The sequence below is a fragment of the Psychromicrobium silvestre genome, from assembly GCF_013408295.1.
GTDB lineage: Bacteria > Actinomycetota > Actinomycetes > Actinomycetales > Micrococcaceae > Renibacterium > Renibacterium silvestre.
The window spans coordinates 321476-343800 of sequence record NZ_JACBYQ010000001.1 but is presented as its reverse complement, the minus strand read 5'-3'; the positions used below and the strand labels follow the sequence as shown (position 1 = coordinate 343800).

Annotated in this window: 25 protein-coding genes, 4 tRNA genes and 1 riboswitch; of the genes, 5 read left to right on the top strand and 24 right to left on the bottom strand. The window is 61.3% G+C overall.

What is annotated here, in order from left to right; translation table 11 throughout:
* Window positions 1-54: 54 nt before the first annotated feature.
* The 8 genes from lgt to hisI are packed head-to-tail and all read right to left on the bottom strand — an operon-like array spanning window position 55 to window position 7114.
* Window positions 55-1221: a prolipoprotein diacylglyceryl transferase gene (gene lgt / locus FHU41_RS01675; RefSeq protein ID WP_179389066.1), complete on the bottom strand. Its 1167-nt coding sequence runs from the start codon at window positions 1219-1221 to the stop codon at window positions 55-57.
* Between the two features lie 28 nt (window positions 1222-1249).
* Complete coding sequence (gene trpA / locus FHU41_RS01670) at window positions 1250-2086, bottom strand: tryptophan synthase subunit alpha (protein WP_179387923.1); 837 nt, start codon at window positions 2084-2086, stop codon at window positions 1250-1252.
* Entirely contained in the window at window positions 2083-3390 is a 1308-nt protein-coding gene (gene trpB / locus FHU41_RS01665; protein ID WP_246279404.1) for a tryptophan synthase subunit beta, read from the bottom strand. The genes trpA and trpB overlap by 4 nt, the downstream gene beginning before the upstream one ends.
* A 21-nt stretch (window positions 3391-3411) precedes the next feature.
* Window positions 3412-4224 carry an indole-3-glycerol phosphate synthase TrpC gene (gene trpC / locus FHU41_RS01660; RefSeq protein WP_343046216.1) on the bottom strand — a complete coding sequence of 271 codons (813 nt, stop codon included), beginning with the start codon at window positions 4222-4224 and terminating at the stop codon, window positions 3412-3414.
* Window positions 4225-4497: an HGxxPAAW family protein gene (locus tag FHU41_RS01655; protein WP_179387922.1), complete on the bottom strand. Its 273-nt coding sequence runs from the start codon at window positions 4495-4497 to the stop codon at window positions 4225-4227. It lies immediately after the preceding gene.
* A complete protein-coding gene (locus FHU41_RS01650) occupies window positions 4494-5135 on the bottom strand; it encodes a Trp biosynthesis-associated membrane protein (RefSeq protein WP_179387921.1) in 642 nt (213 codons plus the stop codon). Before FHU41_RS01650 ends, FHU41_RS01655 begins: the two co-directional genes overlap by 4 nt.
* Complete coding sequence (locus tag FHU41_RS01645) at window positions 5128-6702, bottom strand: anthranilate synthase component I (protein WP_179387920.1); 1575 nt, start codon at window positions 6700-6702, stop codon at window positions 5128-5130. Before FHU41_RS01645 ends, FHU41_RS01650 begins: the two co-directional genes overlap by 8 nt.
* Before the next feature lie 34 nt (window positions 6703-6736).
* Window positions 6737-7114, bottom strand: coding sequence for a phosphoribosyl-AMP cyclohydrolase (gene hisI / locus FHU41_RS01640; RefSeq protein WP_179387919.1), 378 nt, complete (start codon window positions 7112-7114; stop codon window positions 6737-6739).
* A gap of 110 nt (window positions 7115-7224) precedes the next feature.
* Here hisI and FHU41_RS01635 point away from each other — a divergent pair, with 110 nt between their 5' ends.
* The gene (locus tag FHU41_RS01635; RefSeq protein WP_179387918.1) at window positions 7225-7869 is read left to right on the top strand and encodes a TIGR03085 family metal-binding protein; all 645 of its coding nucleotides are present in this window, start codon (window positions 7225-7227) and stop codon (window positions 7867-7869) included.
* Between the two features lie 20 nt (window positions 7870-7889).
* Window positions 7890-8798: a phosphotriesterase family protein gene (locus tag FHU41_RS01630; RefSeq protein ID WP_179387917.1), complete on the top strand. Its 909-nt coding sequence runs from the start codon at window positions 7890-7892 to the stop codon at window positions 8796-8798.
* Here the strand turns inward: FHU41_RS01630 and hisF are convergent.
* The 16 genes from hisF to FHU41_RS01550 form a co-directional block, all read right to left on the bottom strand.
* Window positions 8795-9559, bottom strand: a complete 765-nt coding sequence (gene hisF, locus FHU41_RS01625; protein WP_179387916.1) for an imidazole glycerol phosphate synthase subunit HisF — start codon at window positions 9557-9559, stop codon at window positions 8795-8797. The genes FHU41_RS01630 and hisF overlap by 4 nt on opposite strands.
* A gap of 17 nt (window positions 9560-9576) precedes the next feature.
* Window positions 9577-10443, bottom strand: coding sequence for an ATP phosphoribosyltransferase (gene hisG / locus FHU41_RS01620; RefSeq protein ID WP_179387915.1), 867 nt, complete (start codon window positions 10441-10443; stop codon window positions 9577-9579).
* 61 nt (window positions 10444-10504) lie between these two features.
* A complete protein-coding gene (locus tag FHU41_RS01615) occupies window positions 10505-10768 on the bottom strand; it encodes a phosphoribosyl-ATP diphosphatase (RefSeq protein ID WP_179387914.1) in 264 nt (87 codons plus the stop codon).
* Window positions 10769-10871: 103 nt separating this feature from the next.
* Window positions 10872-11336: a 6,7-dimethyl-8-ribityllumazine synthase gene (gene ribH / locus FHU41_RS01610; RefSeq protein ID WP_179387913.1), complete on the bottom strand. Its 465-nt coding sequence runs from the start codon at window positions 11334-11336 to the stop codon at window positions 10872-10874.
* Entirely contained in the window at window positions 11333-11998 is a 666-nt protein-coding gene (locus FHU41_RS01605; RefSeq protein WP_179387912.1) for a GTP cyclohydrolase II, read from the bottom strand. The genes ribH and FHU41_RS01605 overlap by 4 nt, the downstream gene beginning before the upstream one ends.
* A complete protein-coding gene (ribB, locus tag FHU41_RS01600) occupies window positions 11995-12636 on the bottom strand; it encodes a 3,4-dihydroxy-2-butanone-4-phosphate synthase (RefSeq protein ID WP_179387911.1) in 642 nt (213 codons plus the stop codon). Before ribB ends, FHU41_RS01605 begins: the two co-directional genes overlap by 4 nt.
* A 2-nt stretch (window positions 12637-12638) precedes the next feature.
* Window positions 12639-13283: a riboflavin synthase gene (locus FHU41_RS01595; RefSeq protein ID WP_179387910.1), complete on the bottom strand. Its 645-nt coding sequence runs from the start codon at window positions 13281-13283 to the stop codon at window positions 12639-12641.
* Window position 13284: 1 nt separating this feature from the next.
* Window positions 13285-14304: a bifunctional diaminohydroxyphosphoribosylaminopyrimidine deaminase/5-amino-6-(5-phosphoribosylamino)uracil reductase RibD gene (ribD, locus tag FHU41_RS01590; protein ID WP_179387909.1), complete on the bottom strand. Its 1020-nt coding sequence runs from the start codon at window positions 14302-14304 to the stop codon at window positions 13285-13287.
* Window positions 14304-15029 carry a nicotinamide riboside transporter PnuC gene (gene pnuC, locus FHU41_RS01585; protein ID WP_246279403.1) on the bottom strand — a complete coding sequence of 242 codons (726 nt, stop codon included), beginning with the start codon at window positions 15027-15029 and terminating at the stop codon, window positions 14304-14306. Before pnuC ends, ribD begins: the two co-directional genes overlap by 1 nt.
* A gap of 94 nt (window positions 15030-15123) precedes the next feature.
* A riboswitch (FMN riboswitch) is annotated at window positions 15124-15258 on the bottom strand.
* Window positions 15259-15442: 184 nt separating this feature from the next.
* Window positions 15443-16102: a ribulose-phosphate 3-epimerase gene (gene rpe / locus FHU41_RS01580; RefSeq protein ID WP_425503221.1), complete on the bottom strand. Its 660-nt coding sequence runs from the start codon at window positions 16100-16102 to the stop codon at window positions 15443-15445.
* On the bottom strand, window positions 16102-17625 hold the full coding sequence (locus FHU41_RS01575; protein ID WP_179387907.1) for an RsmB/NOP family class I SAM-dependent RNA methyltransferase: 1524 nt from the start codon (window positions 17623-17625) through the stop codon (window positions 16102-16104). The genes rpe and FHU41_RS01575 overlap by 1 nt, the downstream gene beginning before the upstream one ends.
* Window positions 17622-18545 (bottom strand): methionyl-tRNA formyltransferase, encoded by a 924-nt coding sequence (fmt, locus tag FHU41_RS01570; protein WP_179387906.1) that lies wholly within the window; start codon window positions 18543-18545, stop codon window positions 17622-17624. Before fmt ends, FHU41_RS01575 begins: the two co-directional genes overlap by 4 nt.
* On the bottom strand, window positions 18542-19138 hold the full coding sequence (gene def / locus FHU41_RS01565; protein ID WP_179387905.1) for a peptide deformylase: 597 nt from the start codon (window positions 19136-19138) through the stop codon (window positions 18542-18544). The genes fmt and def overlap by 4 nt, the downstream gene beginning before the upstream one ends.
* A 97-nt stretch (window positions 19139-19235) precedes the next feature.
* A complete protein-coding gene (locus tag FHU41_RS01560; protein ID WP_179387904.1) occupies window positions 19236-20084 on the bottom strand; it encodes a cytochrome in 849 nt (282 codons plus the stop codon).
* Window positions 20081-21370 (bottom strand): hypothetical protein, encoded by a 1290-nt coding sequence (locus FHU41_RS01555; protein WP_179387903.1) that lies wholly within the window; start codon window positions 21368-21370, stop codon window positions 20081-20083. The genes FHU41_RS01560 and FHU41_RS01555 overlap by 4 nt, the downstream gene beginning before the upstream one ends.
* A 122-nt stretch (window positions 21371-21492) precedes the next feature.
* Window positions 21493-21564, bottom strand: a tRNA-Val gene (locus tag FHU41_RS01550).
* A 431-nt stretch (window positions 21565-21995) separates the two neighbouring features.
* Here FHU41_RS01550 and FHU41_RS01545 point away from each other — a divergent pair.
* The 3 genes from FHU41_RS01545 to FHU41_RS01535 all read left to right on the top strand — a co-directional run bounded on the left by FHU41_RS01545 (window position 21996) and on the right by FHU41_RS01535 (window position 22291).
* Window positions 21996-22067, top strand: a tRNA-Gly gene (locus FHU41_RS01545).
* A 64-nt stretch (window positions 22068-22131) separates the two neighbouring features.
* Window positions 22132-22202 (top strand) — tRNA-Cys (locus tag FHU41_RS01540).
* A 17-nt stretch (window positions 22203-22219) separates the two neighbouring features.
* Window positions 22220-22291, top strand: a tRNA-Val gene (locus FHU41_RS01535).
* Window positions 22292-22325 lie beyond the last annotated feature (34 nt).

Below are 22325 nucleotides of genomic sequence, written 5' to 3'. Positions count from 1 at the left end.
AGAGCTAACGCAATGACGTGCTTTTCACCATTGGCCGTGATGGGCCTTGGCGACTCAGGGTTTCTCGGTACTTCCGCCCTGCGTCTCATCCTCGGATTCGGCACTGGTCTGTGCCTCCGAAGGGTTACCCGGCAGATTATCATGCGCCGTTACCTGGGTCACACTCTGAGACTCGGAGTCCACATTCTGGACTTCTGCTGCTTCGGTCTCAACGCTTGATTCGGCTACTTTGAGATCGCCTTCGGCCGTTTTCGAAGCCGCCGCTGCTGGTTCCGAGGCCTCGGCAGCGAGGGACTCGTCGCCGTCGGCCGCTTCTTCTCCGGATTCCAGTTCCTCGCCCGGAACTTCTCGTCCGGGCAGCATTACCCCGGCAGTGGCATCGTTCTTCCGTCCGACGAAGCTGAGCACCAAGAAGATGATGAGCGAGGCCACGAAAACCAGGATCGAGGTCCAGACATTCAAGCGGGTGGTGATGCCAAAGAAGGTGATCTGTTCCGCAGTATCAATGCGTAGCGATTCGATCCAAACCCGGCCCAGCGTGTAATACATCGCGTAGAGCCAGAACAAGCGTCCCCGGCGGAAGTGGAAGCGCCGGTCGAGCAGCAAGAGAATCGCCACCCCGATCAGGTTCCAGAGGGACTCGTAGAGGAAGGTCGGGTGAAACAGCGTGTCCGCAGCATAGCCAGCCGGGAAATTCGGGTTATTGGGATCAACTTGTAAACCCCAAGGCAGCGTGGTGGGGCCGCCGAAGAGCTCCTGGTTAAAGTAGTTACCCCAACGGCCAATAGCCTGTGCCAGGAGCAGCCCGGGAGCGGCCGCATCAATCAGCGCGGTCAGCTTGACTCCAGCACGGCGGCAACCAATCCAGGCACCCACCACGCCGAGCACCACTGCACCCCAGATCCCCAGGCCGCCTTCCCAGATCCGTAGAATCCGCCAGGGATCGCCGCCACCGCTGTAACCGGGGCCAAAATAGGCGTCCGGGGAGCTAAAGACGTGGTAGAGCCGACCGCCAATAATGCCGAAAGGAATTGCCCAGATAGCGATATCCCAGAGCGAACCAGCCGGCGGATTACGGCGCTTCCAACGGACACTGGTCAGCCAGAGCGCGGCAATGATGCCCAAGAGGATCGCCAGTGCGTAGGCATGAATGGTCAATGAACCCCAAGGCAGCGGAATCGAAAAACCGGACCAACTTGGGCTTGGGATGCTGGCCGGCATGACGCCGACCGCCTGTAGGGTGTGCACGTTAGCGCCCTTCCTGGTGCTGTTCGCTGTCCGCCGTAAGCAGTGCGGTACCGGTGCTCAGTTCTTCCGTCAGTGCTGCCACGCCTGGCACACCGCCGTCGCGCAGAGCCGCCACGAGTGCGGTACCGACAATCACACCATCGGCGTAGGCTCCGATCTCTCGGACATGTCCGGAGTTGCTGACGCCCAGTCCAACGCAGACCCGCTCGGCTCCCGCCTGCCGGGTCGCCGCTACAAGCCGTTCGGCGCTTGAGGAAACCTGCTGACGCGCTCCGGTAACGCCCATAATGGAGACCGCGTAAACAAAGCCTCGGCTGGCAGCCACGGTTTGAGTGAGCCGCTCCGGGCTGGAAGAAGGCGCCACCAGGAAAACTCGATCCAGCCCAAATTCATCGGAGGCTGCGAACCATTCCCCGGCTTCATCGGGAATCAGGTCCGGGGTAATCAGCCCGGCTCCCCCGGCTGCTGCGAGTCGTCGAGAGAATTCCCGCACTCCCATTTGCAGCACCGGGTTCCAATAGGTCATCACCAAAACGGCGGCATCGGTCTGTTCGGTGATCGCGGCCACCACGTCAAAGACGCTAGAGACCTTGAACCCCTCGGCCAGGGCTTCCGTGGTGGCGGCCTGAATCACCGGACCGTCCATCACCGGATCCGAGTAGGGAATGCCAATTTCAATCAGATCGGCACCGTTGCGCGCCATCGCAATACCGGCGTCAATGGTGGCTTGCAGATCGGGGTAACCGGCCGGAAGATAGCCGATCAGGGCAGCCCGACCTGCCGCATGTGCCCGATCAATCGCCGCTGCAGCCTTGCTAGCGGGAGCTTGTGGGCTCATTTCGATTCCTCCGTTGCGGACTCGCTCTTTGCCGGCGTTGGGTGCCGGTCGCTTGCCGGTTCGCCCAGGTCGAGCTTTCCGAGTTTGAACCATTCCGCGGCCGTTCCGACGTCCTTATCGCCACGACCGGAAAGGTTGACTAAGACAATCAATTCGCTGGGATCCTCGACCCCTTCGGCGAGCCGCTTGCCAATCCGGATGGCTCCGGCCAGCGCATGGGCAGACTCAATGGCCGGAATAATACCCTCGGTGCGGCAAAGCACAGCGAAGGCATCCATCGCCTCGGTATCGGTGACCGGCTCGTAGCTCACCCGTCCGATATCGGCCAAATAGGAGTGTTCCGGTCCAACGCCGGGATAGTCCAGCCCCGCCGAAATGGAGTGTGATTCGATGGTCTGCCCATCTTCGTCCTGCATCAAATAAGAGCGGGCACCGTGCAGCACACCGGGCCTGCCAAGCGTAATGGTGGCTGCATGACGGCCGGTTTCCACGCCGTCGCCCCCGGCCTCGAAGCCATAAATCTTGACCGAGGCATCATCGAGAAAGCCGTGGAAGATGCCAATGGCGTTCGAGCCACCGCCAATGCAGGCACAGACCGCATCCGGCAAGCGGCCGGTCTGGGTCAAGATCTGCTCCCGAGCCTCCTCGCCAATCACCTCATGGAAGAAGCGCACCATGGCCGGGAAGGGGTGCGCCCCGGCCGCTGTGCCGAGCAGGTAGTGGGTGGTGTCCACATTGGCCACCCAGTCCCGTAAGGCTTCGTTAATGGCGTCCTTGAGGGTCTGTGAGCCGTTCGTTACAGGGATTACGGTGGCACCTAATAGCTGCATCCGGGCTACGTTGAGCGCCTGCCTGCGGCAGTCCTCCGCTCCCATGTAGACCACGCATTCCAGGCCGAGCAGTGCGGCCGCGGTGGCGCTGGCCACACCGTGCTGACCCGCGCCGGTCTCCGCGATGATCCGGGTCTTACCCATCCGCTGAGCGAGCAGCGCCTGCCCCAGCACATTATTGATCTTGTGTGAACCGGTATGGTTCAAGTCCTCGCGCTTGAGGAAAACCCGGACGCCGCCGGCATGCGCGGAGAACCGTTTCGCCTCGGTCAGCAAGGATGGCCTACCGGAATAGTCCCTGTTCAGCCGGGCAATTTCCGCCAAGAAGTCCGGATCAGCCTTGGCCTTTTCAAAGGTATCTTCCAATTGATCCAGCGCGGCGATCAGGGATTCGGGCATCCAGCGGCCGCCGAAGTCCCCGAAGTACGGGCCTGCGGCATGCTTGAGGGTGGGCTGATTCGGCTTGCCGACCATGAGGGATCCTTCGATTGTCTGTCAGTTGGCGTGCGTTGCTGCGGCGCGGAACTCGGTGATTCTCTGGGCCGGGGTGGAATCGCTGACTAGCGCTTCGCCCACCAGCACCGCGGTGGCACCGTGAGAGGCGTAATGCGCCACGTCCTCGGCGTTGCGGACTCCGGATTCTGCCACTAGCACCGAACCGGCAGGCAGTAGTCCCGCCAGCGAAGCGAAGACCTCGCGGTCCACCTCGAGCGTTTTCAGATTGCGCACATTGACACCGATGATTTTCGCGCCGAGCGACAGCGCGCGTTGCAGCTCTTCCTCGGTGTGCGTCTCGACCAACGCGTTCATGCCGAGCTGCTCGGTGAGGGCCAGGAAATCGGCAAGTTCAGCGTCGCTGAGGGCTGCCACAATCAGCAGCACCAGGTCCGCACCATGGGCCCGGGCTTCCCAGATTTGGTAAGCATCAACGGTGAAATCTTTCCGCAACACCGGAATGTTCACGGCGGCCCGCACGGCATCCAGATCAGTCAGCGAACCGGAGAAGCGACGCTGCTCGGTGAGAACGCTCACGACGGCGGCGCCACCGGAGGCGTAGGAGCTAGCCAAAGCAGCGGGGTCGGTAATCTGTGCCAACTCCCCCTTGGAGGGACTGCGCCGTTTCACCTCGGCGATCACCGAAAGTCCTGGTTGCTTCAGCGCAGCGTAGCCATCAAGCGCCGGTGCCTGCCGGAGGACCAGCTCTTTCAGTTCCGCGAGCGGAAGCCGCTCGATGCGCAGCGAGAGGTCTTCCTTGACCCCCTCGATAATCTCATCGAGAACTGTTCCGGTATGCAATGATTCAGCCACTCAGTGGCCTGAGTTCTTGACCTTGGAACCGCCGACGCCGTAACCGGCGGCACGCATCGCCCAGCCGACAATGAGTCCGATCACCATTACGACCACGCCAGCGATGAACAGCGGGGTATTGGCGAGCACGAAAGCGATGGAGGACAGCAAGGCACCGGCCAGCATGGTGAAAACGCAGCTCCAAGCAGCTGGGCTATTGCCGTGACCTTCCGACGGCTGCGGCGTCTGCTTTTGGCTGGCGGTGGCTTCGGTGACGGTCGTCTTCGAGCTCATGGGTTCTCCTGATTGCTGTGCGATGCTGAATCGTCTTCTATTGTGCCAGATGTTGGGTCATCGCCCCGGCTGAGACGGTCCCAACTGTCGATGTCGTCCACCGGCTCATCACTCACCTTGGCTCCGCCTGCGGTGCTGTTCTCATACTTCTTCGTCCCGGTCCAAGCTCTGCCAAAGAGCAACACCGCAACAGCACCTAGGAAAAGCAACACATCTGCGCCCAAGGATAGCCAGATAATTGGGCTAAGCGTGACCTGCAAAGGGATTCCGGTGACGCCGATCTGAGCGCCGACAGGGCCCGAGGCTGCGGCTTGCGGATTGGCCAGCACGGTCAGCACCGCAACGGCAATGCCAATGGAGGCGAGTAGCAAAACGCAGCCTGCCGCAATCCGGATCACCCGGCCGGAGATCGAAGCGGCCAGTGCTCCGGCGATGGCAACCACCGAAAAGGCGGTGACAGCGGTAGCAGCTTTAGAGCCCTGGACGGCCATATCGGCTGCCTTGACGACACCTTGATCGGCCTGAACCTGTAGCCACGTCTGGGTGGTGCTGCCAAAGACAATGATGGCGAACAGCAGGACCAGCAGGATCAGTACGTTCTTTTTACGGTACCAGGGGGTGCGGGTGTTCTCAGACATCGCTTTTGCCGGTCTCGCTCAGTTGCTGTGCCAGGTGCACGGCTCGCAGCGGGGCCGCTGCCTTATTGACGGTCTCCGCGGCTTCGGCTTCCTCTTGGGAATCTGCCACAATGCCACCACCGGCCTGGACATAGGCGATGCCGTCGCGGAGCAGAGCCGTTCGGATGGTGATCGCGGCGTCCATATTTCCGGCGAAGTCCAGATAACCCACCACACCGCCGTAGAGCCCGCGCCGGTGCGGTTCAAGTTCATCCAGCAAGCGCATCGCTCGTGGTTTAGGCGCCCCGGAGAGCGTGCCGGCCGGGAAGGTGGCGGCCAGTGTGTCGTAGGCGCTCTTGCCGGGAGCAAGGGTCCCCACCACGGTGGAGACCAAGTGCATGATGTGGCTGAACCGTTCGACTTCCATGAACTGAGTGACGTCCACGCTGCCGGGGACGCAAACCTTGGAGATGTCGTTGCGCGCCAGATCGACCAGCATCAGATGCTCGGCCCGCTCCTTCTGATCGGCGAGCAAATCCTCGGCAAGCGCCTGATCGGCTTCCACCGTTTTGCCGCGTGGCCGGGAACCCGCAATCGGATGAGTGATCACCTCGTCCCCGGTCACGGTGACCAGGGCTTCCGGCGAGGAGCCGACAATCGCGTACTCCTGCCCCTCGCTGTCAATAAAGCTGTACAGGTACATATAGGGGCTGGGGTTGGAAGCGCGCAGTACCCGGTAGACATCCAGTGGTTGGGCTGCGTTATCCATTTCAAAACGACGCGAGACCACCACCTGGAACACCTCGCCGTCGACAATCGCCTCTTTGCCCAGTTTGATCGCGGCCAGGTATTCCGCCTCATCCCAGCGTTCCCGGACCGCCGCGCGATAGTCGCCGTTCCGGTCGCCGTCGGACTCTTGTGGCACCGGGTTAACTACCGGCTGGTGCGGGGCACCCATCGCAGTCAGCATGGACTGGATCCGGTGCACGGCATCTTGCCAAGCCTCATCGACCCGTTCATCGCTGCCGTCAAAGTTAATCGCATTGGCGATCAACAACACGCTGCCGTCGGTGTTGTCGTGAACCGCCATATCGCTCACCAGGTTCATTGCGAGCTCGGGCAGCTTGAGATCATCCTCCGGAGGGGAAGGGAGTTTTTCCCAATGCCGTACAGACTCCCAGCCGAGGAAGCCAACCATGCCCGAGCTGAATGGCGGCAATCCAGCCAACCGTTCCGTTTGTAGGAGCTCGACGGTGCGGGCCAGCGCCTCTACTGGGTTTCCGGACTCCGGGACCCCTGCTGGTGGTTCTCCGATCCAATGCGCCTCGCCGTCTTTGCTGGTCAGGGTGGCCAGCGAGCGGACGCCAATAAAGGAATGCTGGGACCAGACCCCGCCGGGAGCGGCTGATTCCATCAGGAAGGTTCCCGGTGCCCCGTCGGCCAATGCCCGGTAGAGCCCTATCGGGGTGTAGGAATCCGCCATCACCCGCAAGGTCACCGGAATCACCCGATGACCCACCGCGAGCCTACGGAACTCCTCTAGGTCAGGGCTGATCTGCCCGTCGAGGACGGTGTGCTGTTCGGTCATTGACTTACCTTCGTTAGCTTCAGGGGCCCAAGCTTCAGGGGCCCAGGACGACGGCGGGCAGCTCGCGACCGTCAAAACAACTGTGGGTGCCGGTATGGCAGGCCGGGCCGTGCTGCTCAACGCTCACCAGTAGCGCATCGCCGTCGCAGTCGAGGGCCACCGACTTGACTAACTGGATGTTCCCGGAGGTATCACCCTTACGCCAATACTCCTGCCGAGAGCGGGAGAAAAAGGTCACTCGACCGGTGCTGAGGGTGCGGCGTAAGGCCTCATCATCCATCCAACCGAGCATCAGAACTTCTTTGCTGTCATGCTGTTGCACGATTGCGGCAACCAATCCGGCGGCATCACGCTTAAGCCGCTCGGCAATCTCGGCGGGCAGCTCATTTTCCGGGGTGTTTTGTGCAGGCATCCAAACAAGTCTATGGCCTGCCACTGATCGAGGGGAACTGGAAGGATCGGCGAAGACTTTCGGCGGTTCGAATCGCTCTTTCCAGCCCGGATCATGCTAATTTCGAAGGGATGCATTTTGTAGATCCGTCCCGTGAAGTCCTGGCCGAAACGCTGCTCGCAGCCGGCCCAGGTGCGGATACTCTATGCGCCGGTTGGCGGACCCAGGAATTGGCCGCTCACCTGTACTTGCGGGAGCGTAATGCGGGCGTTGGACTGGGACTAGTTCTGCGTGCTTTTGCCCGCGCTTCTGATACCACCACGCGCAAATTGGCGGCCAAATCCTCGACTCCTGAGTCCTATGCGAAATTGGTCGAGCAGTTCCGAGCCGGGCCGCCTGCGCTCTCACCAATGCGGATCAAAGCGGTGGACGAAAGCGCCAATTTGATCGAATACTTTGTGCACACCGAAGACATCCGCCGAGCTTCCGATCGTTGGGCACCGCGGGCTCTTGATGAAGAGTATTCCGAGGCGCTTTGGGATGAACTGATCAAGCGGGCCGCACTGTTGTATCGCAGTGTAGATCTGGGGATCGTCTTGGTGCAGCCGGATGGCCCTCGACATGTGGCCAAACGGGCGCCCGTTTCGGTGGCCATTGTTGGTGCCCCCGGAGAATTGCTGATGCACGCCTTCGGCCGAACCGAGCATGCTCTGGTCACCTTCGAAGGCCAGCCCGATGCCGTCGCGTTGCTACAGACCGCCGAAGTCGGACTCTAAGCCAGCCTCCTCAAGCCCGGATGAGTGACGTCAAGGAGCCTACGGCCCGGACCATCTTGGGTGACCTTCCTAGCAGCCGACTCGGGCTGGCGAACTCCCACGATCACGTCTTCTTCGCCTCACCGCTATTGCCGCAGCAGGAACTAGACGACGAACTGCTCGGCGAACAGGAGCTGGCTGCTTTTACCGCTGCCGGTGGCCAGAGCGTGGTGCAGTGGACGCCCGCCGGGCTGGGCCGCCGTCGGACCGCTCTGGCCAGGCTCTCCCGGCGCACCGGAGTGCACATCCTCAGCGCCACCGGACGGCATCGAGCAGTCCACTATCCGGAGGATGCCCGCTATCAGACAGAGGATGCACTTACCGCTCGTTTCCTGGCGGATCTAAAGGCAAAATCCCTACCGTGCGGGCTGATCAAGATCGGCACCGGCTTCCATCACCTGGATGACTTTGAAAGGCTCTCGCTGCACGCGGCGGCCCATGCCCAGCTAGCCACCGGGGCGCCCATTGCGGTGCATCTGGAACTCGGCACCGCGGGCCAACTGGTGCTCGCCGAACTGGCCCAGCTCGGAGTGCCCGCCGAGGGCATCGTACTGGGGCACTTGGGCCGGAACCCAGATTCGGGATATCTGACGGAGCTGGCACAAAGCGGCGCCTGGCTTTGCTTCGATGGACCGTCCCGGACGAATCACGCCACTGATTGGCGGCTATTCTCGGTGCTGGAGGAACTCGCTAGCGCAGGGCACCTACCGCAATTGCTACTCGGTGGAGACACCACGACGGCGGCAGCCCGCTCGGTAACCTCCGGGCCCGGAATGCCCGCGCTGCTAAGCGTCACCGGTCAGCGAATCGCCCGATTGCTAGGCACCGAAGCCTGGCAGAAAATCTCGGTCGGCAACCCAAGCAGGGCCTTCGCGCTCCGCAACCGCTAACGGACCGGGAATCCGGCCGCTCGGATTGCCGCCTTGACCTGGGCGATGGCATCCACCGGACCAAAGTGGAAGACCGAGGCGGCCAGTACGGCATCTGCTCCGGCCTGCACGGCCGGTGGGAAGTGTTCGGGAGCGCCCGCCCCGCCGGAGGCGATAATCGGCACTTTGACCGCCGCCCGGACAGCACGAATCAGCTCCAAATCGAAGCCCTCTTTGGTGCCATCGGCATCGATGGAGTTGAGTAGGATCTCCCCCACCCCACGGTCCGCCGCTTCCCTAGCCCAGGCCACGGCGTCGATCCCGGTACCCCGGCGACCGCCGTGTGTGGTGACCTCAAAACCCGAGGGAGTTCCACCGGCTCGCCGAGCATCGACGGAAAGCACTAATACCTGAGAGCCGAAGTGCCTGGTGATCTCATTAATCACTTCGGGCCGCTGCACCGCCGCGGTGTTGATGGACGCCTTGTCTGCGCCGGAGCGTAACAAACGGTCGACGTCGGCTACTTCCCGCACGCCACCACCGACGGTGAGTGGGATGAAGACTTGTTCGGCCGTGCGAGCCACCACATCAAAAGTGGTTTCCCGGTTACCGGAACTCGCGGTGACATCGAGAAAGGTCAGCTCATCCGCGCCGGCAGCATCGTAGCGCTGAGCCAGTTCCACCGGATCGCCGGCATCTCGTAGCTCGGCGAAATTGACGCCCTTGACCACGCGTCCGGCATCAACATCGAGGCAGGGAATCACCCTAATGGCAACGGTCATTGCAGGGTTCCTCTCGCTCAAACCCGGGCGGCGTGAATCGAAGTGACCAGAATGGCCCGGGCTCCGAGTTCGTAAAGTTCATCCATCACCCGGTTGGTGTCCTTTTTGAGCACCATGGAACGCACGGCAACCCAATTAGAGTCCTGCAAGGGCGAGACGGTGGGCGATTCCAGACCAGGGGTGAGCTTGCTAGCGGCTTCCACCAACTCAGCCCGGATGTCGTAGTCCATCAGCGCGTATTGCCGAGCCACCAGAACGCCCTGCAACCGTCGAATCAGCACCTCCTGGCCGGCCGGTTGTGGGGTTTCTCCGTTCGCGCCCACCCGACCGATCAGTACAGCCTCGGATTGCAGAATCGGATCCCCGAAGATTTCCATTCCGGCGGCGCGCAGGGTGTTCCCGGTCTCCACCACATCGGCGATGGCGTCCGCCACCCCCAACCGGACCGAGGATTCCACCGCGCCGTCCAGCCGAACCACCTTGGCATCGATGCCCCGCTCCCCCAGGTATCGCCGTAATAGTCCGTCGTAGCTGGTGGCCAGGCGTTTACCGGAAAGTTCGTTTGCGGAGCTGAAGTCACCCACCGGCCCGGCAAAACGGAAGGTTGAAGCGGCGAAGCCGAGCTCTAAGAGTTCGGCGGCCTCGACTTCCGCGTCCAGCAGCAGATCGCGGCCGGTGATACCGACGTCGAGCGTGCCTGCCCCGACATAGACCGCAATATCGCGAGGGCGGAGGTAAAAGAATTCGATCTCGTTATCGGAGTCAACCAGCACCAGTTCGCGGCTGTCGCGGCGCTGGCGGTATCCGGCCTCGGAGAGCATGGCGGCGGCTGATTCGGACAAGGAGCCTTTATTGGGAACGGCTACCCGGAGCTTGTTTGGCATTGGAGGTCTTTCAGATTGCTGGGGTGAGGGGTGTCGTCAAGCCACCAGCTTGCGCCGGTGGCTAGAGATGCTCGTAAACATCCTGCAGGCTGAGTCCCTTGGCCACCATCAGCACCTGGACGTGGTACAGCAGCTGGGAGATCTCCTCGGCTGTTTCACGATCGCTCTGGTACTCGGCGGCCATCCAGACCTCGGCGGCCTCTTCGACGATCTTCTTACCAATTCCGTGCACACCGGAGTCCAGTTCGGTGACCGTTTTGGACCCTTCGGGGCGTTGCACTGCCTTTTCGCCCAGTTCGGCGAAGAGGTCTTCGAAAGATTTCACAGCAATACTCTATCGGTTCTGGCCGCTAGCTCCGCTTCGGGTGTGGAGATCTGCATCTTCTGAACGTCATATAACGTGCAGATCTCCACTCTCGGCGAGGTTGTTAGCCCTCTAAGACCAAGGCTGTTTGCAGCGCGGCGTGGGTGGCTTCAAAGCCCTTGTCCTCTACCGATCCGGGCAGACCCGCCCGATCGATAGCTTGTTGCTCGTTATCGCAGGTGAGCACGCCGAAGCCGACCGGAATCCCGGTCCGGACGCTCACTTCGGTCAGGCCAAGGGTCGCGGCCTGACAGACGTAGTCGAAGTGCGGCGTACCGCCGCGAATCACCACACCGAGCGCCACCACCGCATCGTAATCGGGGGCGAGTCTGGCTGCGGCCACCGAAAGCTCAAAGGTGCCCGGCACACGGACCAGCTTGGGCTCGGCGATGCCGGACTCCCGGGCCGCGCGAAGCGCCCCGTCTACTAGGCCGTCCATCACCTGCTGATGCCAGGATGCGGCTATTACCACGAGCTTCAGGCCGCTGGCATCAATTTTTTCGGCGGCCGGAGCACCAGCCCCGCTCATGCCAACTGCCCATTCGATAGTTGGCCATTAATCTGTGCGGATTCGGCCAGATTGAGCTGATGATTCATTTTGTCCCTCTTGGTTTGCAGGTATCGAAGGTTCTCGGCCCGGGACGGAACTTCGGCTGGTTGGGTTCCAATCACGTCGATCCCCAGGGCACGAAGTCGCTCAGCCTTGACCGGGTTATTGGACAATAGGGTGATCTTGTCGAAGCCCAGTTCTTGTAGGATCGCTGCGGCGGCCCCATAGGAGCGCGCATCGACGGGCAACCCCAACTGTTCATTGGCTTCCACAGTATCCGCTCCAGCTTCCTGCAGAGCATAGGCACGGAGCTTATTGGACAGGCCGATGCCGCGCCCCTCCTGCCCGCGCAAATAGACCACGGCTCCGCCATGCTGCTGGATCTGCGCCAGTGCATAATCCAGTTGCTCGCCGCAATCGCAGCGATAGGAGCCGAAGACATCCCCGGTGAGGCATTCGGAATGCACCCGCACCAAGGGGGTGCTGCCCTCCGGTACCGGAACCAGAACAGAGAGATGTTCGATTCCGGACGTTGTTTCGTGCCAAGCTTGAGCCTGGAAAATGCCATGTACGGTAGGCAGTTGCACAACCGGCCCGCCGGTCAGCTCAACCTCGGGGTCAGTAGGTGTTGGGGTGCTCATCGTGCTGCCTCCAAATCTTGCTCGTGCTCTCTTCTTTCAAGGTAGCTCACCAGATCAGCAATCGAAATCATCGGGCAACCGTGCGTCACGGAGAACGCTTTCAATTCATCCCGACGCATCATTTCGCCGTCCTCACGGACAACCTCGCTAATCACCCCCACCGGCGAGCAGCCCGCCAGTTGAGCCAGTTCAACAGCCGCCTCGGTGTGTCCGGGACGCTGCCTAACTCCTCCTGCAACCGCCCGGAGCGGGAAAATATGCCCAGGTCGGCTGAAATTTTCCGCTGTGCGGGCCGGATCGGCAAGGTACTGCGCGGTGATCGAACGGTCGCTGGCGCTGATCCCGGTGCTGGTGACTCCCCTGGCATCGCAGCTGACCGTGTAGGCGGTGCCCTTGGCGTCCTCGTTATGCGCGGTCATCGGCGGCAGTTCCAGCTCATCTGCACGCTCGGCGGTCAGCGGGATGCAGACCACTCCGGAAGTGTGCCGAATGGTCCAGCCCATTAGCTCCGGAGTGCTGTGCTGAGCCGCGAAAATGATATCCCCTTCATTTTCACGATCCTCATCATCAACCACAATCACCGCTCGGCCCGCGGCAATAGCCTCAATGGCCGCCTCAATGGGGTCCAGTAGGCTCATCGTTACCGCCTCCCGGGCCCGGCGGACGCCCCGCCGAAGGCGAGCAATCGTTCGGTGTACTTTGCCAGCACATCGGCTTCCAGATTTACCCCTGCGCCAAGTTGCTTTGCTCCGAGCCCGGTGTGCTCCAGAGTGGTGGGAATCAGGCCCACTTCAAACCAGTGACCGGATTCTTCGCTAGTATCCGCCGGGCTGACTGCGGTAACGGTCAAGGAAACGCCGTCCACGGCGATAGAGCCCTTCTCCGCTAGGTAACGAGCTAAGGGTTCGGGAACACTGAATCGCAGTCGCTGCCAGTCACCCAAGTCCTCGCGTTCCAGCAGCTTGCCAACCCCATCGACATGTCCTTGCACCACATGGCCGTCGAAACGCTCACCGGCCGCCACGCAGCGCTCCAGGTTCACCAAGTCACCGGCCTTGAGTGTGCCAATGGTGCTGCGAACCAGGGTCTCCCCCATCACATCCACGCTGAGCAGCCCGGAGTCAATAGATGTCGCGGTGAGGCATACGCCGTCCACGGCAATCGAACCACCCAAGCCAAGGTCGTCCGCCAATTCTCCTACCTCAAGTAGCAGGCGTGCGGCATCGTCCGTGGTGTTTTCCAGCTCTCGGACGGTACCCCGCCCGGCGATGATTCCAGTGAACATATCAATTCTTCCCTTCGGGGATCAGAGTGAGGGTCAGGTCGCTGCCGTGCCGGACGACGTCGGCCGCCGGGTCCCAGCGGAAGTGGCGGGCCTGGCTGAGAGTTTCAATGCCGAGATTGGCAATCGAGGAAATCCCCGCTCCCAGAATGGTCGGGGCGACGGAGATGATCAGTTCATCGACCAGGTCGGCGGACAGGAAGGCTGCCGTGACCTGCGCTCCGCCTTCCACCATGAGGTGTTCCACCCCGCGTTCACGCAATTCCCGGCCCGCCTCAAGTGGATCGTGGCCATGCACTTGTAGCCAATTATCATCGGCTCGAATGGCAGCATCGGCTGGGATTTCACGCTCTCCCAACACCACCCGGAGGGGCTGGCGCGCTTGCAGATCGCCCTGCGGAGTACGCGCGGTTAGCCGCGGGTTATCGGCAAAAACGGTACCGGTGCCCACCAGCATGGCGTCGACCCTGGCACGTAGTGCATGATTAGCGGCAAGCGATTCCGGGCTGGAGATCCACTGGCTGCTACCGTCCGCGGCGGCGATCCGACCGTCCAGAGTTTGGGCGATATGAACGCTGGTGTAGGGCCGGTTATCGGCCACAGCAGCGAACCAGCGCCGATTCAACTCGGTGGCCTGCTCGGCTAAAAGGCCCTGACTCACCGCTACCCCGGCGGCCCGTAAATGCTCCGCTCCTCCCGCCGCCGGGCCGTGCGGATCGGCCACCGCATGGACCACCCTGCTTATTCCGGCATCCAGAATTGCCTGGCTGCAAGCCGGGGTCCGGCCGTGATGGGCACAGGGTTCAAGGGTGACCACCATGGTAGCCCCGCGTGCTTGTCCTGGGGCGAGCGCCGCCAAAGCTGCAGCTTCCGCATGAGCCGTTCCCGCGCCGTCGTGCCTGCCCACGCTGAGCACCTCCCCGGCGGGGCTCAGCACCACCGCACCCACCAACGGATTCGCTCCCCGAACCCCGCCTAGCGCGGCTCGCAGGGCTTCCTGCATGGCCTCCAGTTCGTTGCTCATCAGTGATCCTTGATGCTCACGGTGGGATCCGGGAAACCCGTTTCCACCGAAACCGAACGATCTTTGCGCCGCTGTATCCGCCACCAGACGAAGAAGCCGGTGAGAGTGAAAGCTCCGTAGAAGATGTACATAAAGGCGCTCGCGTAGTATCCCGCACTGAATAGCAGTGGCACACCGACCAGGTCCACGGCAACCCAGATCAGCCAGAACTCCACCCAACCGCGAGCCATTCCGTAAGTAGCCAGCAAGGAACCCATGAAGATCCAGGCGTCCGCCCAGACCGGCTCATAGGAGCCCAGGGCCTTGAACAGTGGGGTGAGCAGAGCGGTTCCGGCGAAGAGCGCAACCACCAGGCCAATCCGAGCCGGCCACGAAGCCCAACGAGGTTCGACGGCGGCCTGCCCGCCTTCGCTGCCCAGGCTTGCCTTCCGGGCCCGCTGCCAGCTGTACCAGCCGTAGATGGAGACCAGGATGAACATGATTTGCCGACCGGCTTGGCCGTAGAGGTTCACCGGATTGGGCGCGCCGAAGACGGTGCCCATAAACACGGTGAAAAGTAAGACATTACCGACGATGCCTACCGGCCAGGCCCAAACTTTGCGGCGCATTCCGCCGAGGGCGCTGAGCAGCCCGAAGAGATTGCCAAGCACTTCCCGCCAGAGCAAGAATCCGCCACCGGCGAATTCGAGTTTGGCGTCAAAGAGCCATCGCAGAATATCTGTCATTGGACAGTTACCCCTTTCCATCGAATGCGATGGCCCCGGGGTAGCGTCAATGCCGCCCGGGCACGCCCTTAGGCGCACCGCAGACACGGCATCGTACGTGCTTCTCTCATCCAGACTTTAACTGTCGGTATCGGAATTTCACCGATTCAACCGATTGCCCTCTTTCGAAGGCGCACGGGTCGCGGACTATAACCGCCGGTTCGGACTTACACCGACCCCGGAGCACGTTGATCTAACGATTATCACATAGCAAAAACCCTGAGGCTGCGTCTGTTATTCCTTCGGAGTCATATTTCCGTACCCACCCACCGCCAGGTCCCACTGAGTCGGCACTCTCACCGGGATAAAACAGCAGAGCCCACCAAGTTCGTGAACTCGGTGGGCTCTGCTACGGCTAGCTAAGGCCGATTCCCTCAGGAAACCCGATTCCCCAGGGCGCGTAAATGGCTGATGGCGACGGCGGGGTCTGGGGTGTTGTAGACCGCCGAGCCCGCCACAAAAACATCTGCTCCGGCTTCCGCTGCGCGCTCGATGGTCTCCGCCGAAATCCCGCCGTCCACCTGCAAGGCAACACTTGCACCGGAACCGTCAATGGCGGCCCGGGCCCGGCGAATCTTCGGCAGCATCACCTCGAGGAAGGCTTGACCGCCAAAGCCCGGTTCCACGGTCATCACCAGCAGCAGATCCAGTTCGGCGAGCAAATCCAGATAGGGCTCCACGGGAGTAGCGGGCCGCAATGCTAGTCCGGCCTTGGCTCCCCGTTGGCGGATTTCCCTGGCCAAGCGGACCGGAGCTGCGGAAGCCTCGACATGGAAGGTCACCGAAGCCGCACCCAGCTCCGCGTACCCGGGCGCCCATCGGTCCACCTCGGCGATCATCAGGTGCACATCGAGCGGAATCGGACTGACCTGCTGAATTCTTGAGACAATCGGCAACCCGAGCGTCAGGTTCGGCACGAAGTGATTGTCCATCACATCCACATGGACGGCATCTGCCGTGGAAATCCGAGCCAGCTCCGCTTCCAGATTGACGAAATCGGCGGACAGAATGCTGGGGTGAATGGCGCAACTCATCAGGACTCCTTCTTCTTGATCAGGGCCAAAAACATGGCGTCGGTCTGATGTAGATGGGGCCAGAGCTGAGCAGTTCCTTCGAACCCGGCCTGAAGACCTTGCAATGCCACCACGTCCAGGGCGGCTCCGGCGTCCAGCAGCTCCAGGTCATCGCGTTTGTACAACAGATCATCTACGACGGCGGTGGTCTCGGCCGGGTGCGGCGAGCAGGTCACATAGGCCACCACTCCCCCGGGTTTCACCGCTTTGAGCGCCGAGCCCAGGAGCTCACGCTGCAATTGGCTCAGCTCGGCAACCTCGGCCGGGGTCCGTCTCCACCGCGATTCCGGGCGACGACGCAAGGCACCAAGCCCGCTACAGGGTGCATCGACCATAATCCGATCAAAACTCTCGGGCGCTTCCTCACCGAAGGCCCGGCCATCACCCATAACGACCTCCCAGCTTTCGCTAGGGACCGCGGTCAGGGCCTTACGAACCAATTCGGCTCGATGCTCCAGAGGTTCATTGGCCAGCAGCCGGGCACCCTTCCGCGAGGCAAGTGCGGCCAGCAGCGCAGCTTTGCCTCCCGGCCCGGCACACAGATCGAGCCAGCGTTCCCCACCTTTTGAGCCCTTCGATGCCAACGGGACTTCAGCCAGCGCGCGCGCAACCAATTGAGAGCCCACATCTTGGACTCGTACCGAACCTTCCCGGATGCTGCTAAGCCGTCCGGGATCCCCACCGGAAGACAAGGCGGAGTCAGGGGCCAAAGGACCGGAGGTGAAGTCGGCAGCAAAAGCTTCCTCGAGCGACCCGATGCCCGGCAATGCCAGCAAGTTAACCACCGGGGCGGCATTATCGGCTTCCAATAAAGCAGTAATTTCCTGCACTGGCCTGCCATGAGCCACCAGAGCTTGGCGAAGTGCCCGGACGATCCACTCCGGATGGGCATGTTCCAGTGCCGCCAGTTTGACGGGATCCTCCACGCCTTCGCCCAGTTCGCTGAACCAGCCCGCTAAATCCTTGGTACCGATCTTGCGGAGTACCGCGTTGATGAACGAGGCCGGACCCGCACCAATCACGGCGCGAGCCAAGCCAACCGTCTGATTGACCGCAGCATGTGGCGGGATGCGCATTGCCAACAGTTGGTGTGTGCCGAGCCGCAGCGCGTCCAGAATCGCTTCCTCGACGTCGTTCAATGCTCGATCAACGCAACGAGCAATAATCGCGTCGTAACTGCCCTTCGCCCGCAAGGCGCCATAACTCAGCTCGGTGGCCAGGCCGGCGTCGCGCTTATCCAGGCGGTACTGCCGGATTTTCGCCGGAAGCACCAAATTGGCATAGGCATTGTCCTTGGAAACCGCTCGCATTACCTCGAAGGCAACTAAGCGGGCCGGATCGGCTTCTCGAACCCGCTGTGCCGGAGTGGCCTCAGAGAATTTCCGTGCCGGAGCTTGCCCGCGCCGCGGAGCCTCGGAGTCCCGTCTACCAGCTCCCCTATTTCGTTCGCGTCCGCGGTCGTTACGCCGCCCCTGCTCGCTCATTCAAACCTCATATCGTCTGCTACTGCTAAACCGCGCAGCCAATCGGCGGCGGGCATCATCTTCTTCCCCGCGGCCTGTACCTGGCCAAGTTCTACGGCATGTGAGCCGGTTCCCACCAGGGCGGTATTGCCATTCAGTACCCGCAATTGCCCTGGTTGCAGATCGCTTTGCTCCACGCGGAGGGTTACCGGGCCGAATTTGAATCGTTGTCCGGCCAGCAGCGCCCAGGCGCCTGGTTCTGCCGTCACGCCCCTGATCCGGCGAGAAATCGCCAGGGCTGGCTGAGTGAAATCAATCCGGGCATCGTCCAAGCCAAGTTTAGGTGCCAGCGAAACCTCGCCACTCTGCGGCACCGGCACCACGGACCCAGTCTCGATGGCTGCGAGAGTTTGCTGCAAAAGCACCGCCCCTGAGTGCGAAAGCCTGTTCAGCAGGACCGAACTGGTGTCCTCGGCCTGGATCGGTTCGGTGACCGTGCCATAAACCGGGCCAGTGTCCAGGCCTGCCTCCAGGAGGAAGGTTGAGGCTCCGGTCAGCTCGTCACCATGAATCACCGCGTGTTGCACCGGCGCAGCACCCCGCCAGGCCGGTAACAGCGAGAAATGCAGGTTGATCCAGCCGTGTCTGGGAATCGTCAGCGCAGCCTTCGGAATCAGCGCGCCATAAGCGACGATGGCTGCCACTTCGGGCTGCCAAGCGGCAATCACGGACTGCGCAACGTCGTCTACTTTGGCGGCCTTGAGTATCGGAAGCCCCAGTTCCTGGGCGCGTGCGGCCACCGGGGAGGGCGTCATGACCCGTTTGCGGCCCAGTGGTGCATCCGGTCGGCTGAGCACGCCGACGACGTCGAACCCGGCAGCCAGCAGAGCCTCCAGAGCTGGAATCGCCACCGCGGGAGTACCCGCAAAAAGTACCTTCATGCTCGGGAACGGGCGTTCGCTGCGGTGGAAAAGGAGTTCGCGCCGGAACTGAAACTGGACCCTACCGTCTGAGCACGCTTAGCCGTGGTGCGAGCCGCGATCTGGTCATAATTCTCGTCCCGGATCGCCCGCAATGCGGACTTCCGGTCTTCGCCGCTCAGCCGGTCCACATAGAGTTTGCCATCGAGGTGGTCGGTTTCGTGCTGCAAGCAACGAGCCAGCATTCCCTCTGCTTCGATGGTGAGTGGTTCACCGTTCAGATCAACTCCGCGAACCCGGCTGAATTGCTTACGGGCGGTGACGAAGCCCAAGCCCGGTACGGAAAGGCAACCTTCCGCTCCCGGCTGCTGATCTTCTTCGCCATTTTCGATCACCGGGTTGATCACATGACCAGACTGATCACCGATCCGGTAGGTGAAGATCCGCTTCCCCACGCCAATCTGCGGCGCAGCCAGACCCGCACCATCCACATCATCCATGGTTTCCATCATGTCCGCGATCAGTTTGGCCAATTCCGGGCCGAACTCGGTAACCGGCTCCGCCACGGTGCGCAGCACCGGGTCTCCGATCAGCCGGATCTGAAGAATAGCCATGAACCCTTGAACCCTATCTGTCTGCATCAACCGTCCCCAATATTCTAGGGGCAGTCACCTAGGGCCAATATTCCGGGACCAAAGAAGCCTCAGGCACCTAGGACGGATTAGCGGGCGGCGCCACCGTCAAAAGCGGCTGCCCGGCTCGATGCGCTTCGACATTGCGTTCCCACAACCTTCTCAGCGCACAGAATTTGTACCAATACTGCGGTAGCACCTCTGGATTGGCTCGCCAGGGGCGCACCTCGGTCTCCCCGATGGCCACCGCCAGCAGGAGCGGTTGATCACCGTAACGCCAGTCTTCCCAGCCGCCCTGGGCGGCGTCCAGCAAGCCTTCTTCTGCCTTCATTCCGGCCACCAGCTGCATCACGACCTTGGGATCTAGAGTCTTGATCGCACCATTCCGGTCGGTACCCTTGGTTTTGTAGTCGATCAAGCACAATCTGCCGGAAATCTGTGCCACCAGATCCATGGTTCCCGCGTATCCCACACTCTGATTCCAAATGGTCACTTCCGGGGCGATGGCTTGCACCGCATAGTCTTTCCACCAATCATCGAAGCGATCTGCGAAGCCCGTTTCCTGGTGCTCGGCCAGCTCGGAGCGGGCGCGATCCACTTCGTGTTCCCGGTCCAGGCTGCGTAAAGCGATTTGCTCTGCATAGAAATGCACCCGGTCACCACGGGCCGCCGCGTCATTGCGATAAGCCTCGGCAGCGCCTGCTGATTCCCGCACCAAGGGCCGCAGCCGTTCCGGGCTGCCCGCCGCCGTCGCCAAGCCAGCATTCGCGGCGAGTGCGCTGGCCGCCATGTATCCCGCCCAGCCGCTCAAATCCATCGCTTCCATCCCGATCACGGTGGTGATCGATGGCACCACCGGCTGCTCGGTCAGCGAACGGGCGTACATCCGTCCGAACTCGGTGGCGTGGGCTAAGGCTGGCTGAGTCATGGTTCCACTATGTCATCTGGCTCCGACAATAGCTCCGGCGCAGCAGTTTGAGCTGGCTCTTCCACAGCTTTCTTCGACCCCTCACTGTCTATTTTGTCCCGAGCTCTTTCGCTGCTCTTTTTCTCGAGTATCAATTCACGTTGATACTCGGCGTGAGTGGTCAGAGCCCGCTGAGTTTGCACGATCAGCGGATCGAAGAAGGCATCTCGATACTCCTTACTCGAGTTAATCGAGACCACAAAGTTCAGTGCGGCGATAGCGCTCAGGAAGGCCGCCACCCGAACCGGAACCTCCGGCACCGGCAGGCTGATGCCCAGCAACTGCAAGTCCACGGACGGTTTACCGGCCCACTGAACCGCCAAAGATTGAGGTACCGAAAGCGCATTGAGCGCCATAATGAAAGCGAAGACCAGGACGCCAAAGATCAACACCTGGAAGCACTGGGCGAGCACCATTACCAGAACAATATTGGCTTGCTTGGCTCGATTGAGTTCCGACCAATTCCCCTGCGGCTTAGGCTCGTCCTCCCCCGGATCATTGCTTACGTCCTCGTGGTTCAGCGTGGCCGGCATATCGCGCAGTTCCTTGCGCGTGCTGTAAATCAAAAAGAGCATGCCAATGCTCAGCAAAAACACGATAAGCCAGAACACCTGACCACGCTGCAGGGTCGCCGCCACTTGCCAGAACTCTTGAGCGTAGAACACCGAGATCACCACCAGGATGAGCAGCGGGAGGGCAATCGCAGCGAGCAGCCAGATGGCGGATAGCTGACGAATCGCGGCGCGCAGACTCCAGCCTAAGAGCGACCCAACACCCAACCAGGTCAACGCCAATATCAGCAACAGAACTATCGCCAAAACAAGGAGGCTGGCCAAAATATCGTCCCACCAGCGGTCTGCGGTAGCACCCAGCGTGAGCAGAGGATCCACCACTAATAGCAGAAAGAAGGACGCCAGTGCGGTTAGCCTGGCCGCGCCGGTCCGTCCCCGCAAAAGCCTGAGAGCTAGCAAGGCACACCCCAGCGGAAGCAAGATAACCGCGGCCAGCATCACCAGTACCAACCACGCTTCCTCGTCACTGATAGCGTCACTATCTTTTGTCAGCAGGGTGGAATGAGAGGTGAGGGCGAGCGCGAAAGCCAGCAACGCAAAGTAAAACAGCGTGGGTGCGGAGCGAGCTAGCAGGTGCCGGGATCGATCCCGGGGCGTCACGAAATAAGGTAGACCCTGCCGCCGAAACCACTCTTCGGTGGCGTATCTGGATTTTCCGATTGTGCTTTGCGCCATGCAGCTAAGCATAGATTGTGCGAAAGTTGGAGCGAGCCTCCAAGAACTGGGCTGACGAAAACAGCCTTGGAAGCAAAATGGCTTTGAACGAGGTTCAATCGTTCAAAGCCATTTCTGTGCGGTGGGCGATACTGGGTTCGAACCAGTGACCTCTTCGGTGTGAACGAAGCGCGCTACCACTGCGCCAATCGCCCGCATACTGCTCAAAGAGCGTATCTGATATTCCGCCAGGCTGCCTAATCGACGTGGCCCCCTCACAACGGCCTGTTGCTATGCCCCGCTTTGTCCACTGCTCCGAGGTGGCCGCCGCCCAACTTTCAGGTACCTGGTCCCACTGAAATGCGAATCTCACTGGGCTCAGGCATCCAGCCCCAGCGAGAATCTCGACTCCTTGGGGTCCGCCCCCGGAACTTCCACCCTTGGAACTTCCATCCCGGAACCGAGCGATGCACCGGAGCCCGGGCCTCGGAAGGCCCGGAAACGCGCCGTCGAGGGAGGTGATTTTGCGTTTCCCGGATCGTCGGATAGAGTTTTTACTCGCAGGAACACGAGGAAAGTTACCGCGAATTAGCCCCAAAAAGCTGGTTCTCAACAACTCAACTCAGGGCCAAAACCCGTTCCTTCTGCGGATGTGGCTCAGTGGTAGAGCATCACCTTGCCAAGGTGAGGGTCGCGAGTTCGAATCTCGTCATCCGCTCGCAGGAAACTGTCAACCGTAACCCGTTTGCCAGCAGTAGTAGCAGCGGGCAAGTTTAGAACCCGGTGGGGTGGCCGAGAGGCGAGGCAGCGGCCTGCAAAGCCGCGTACACGGGTTCGAATCCCGTTCCCACCTCTCGTCTGGAGAGAATTGGGCGATTGGCGCAGCGGTAGCGCGCTTCCCTGACACGGAAGAGGTCACTGGTTCGATCCCAGTATCGCCCACAGAGAAAGCCCCCGGAATTCCGGGGGCTTTTTG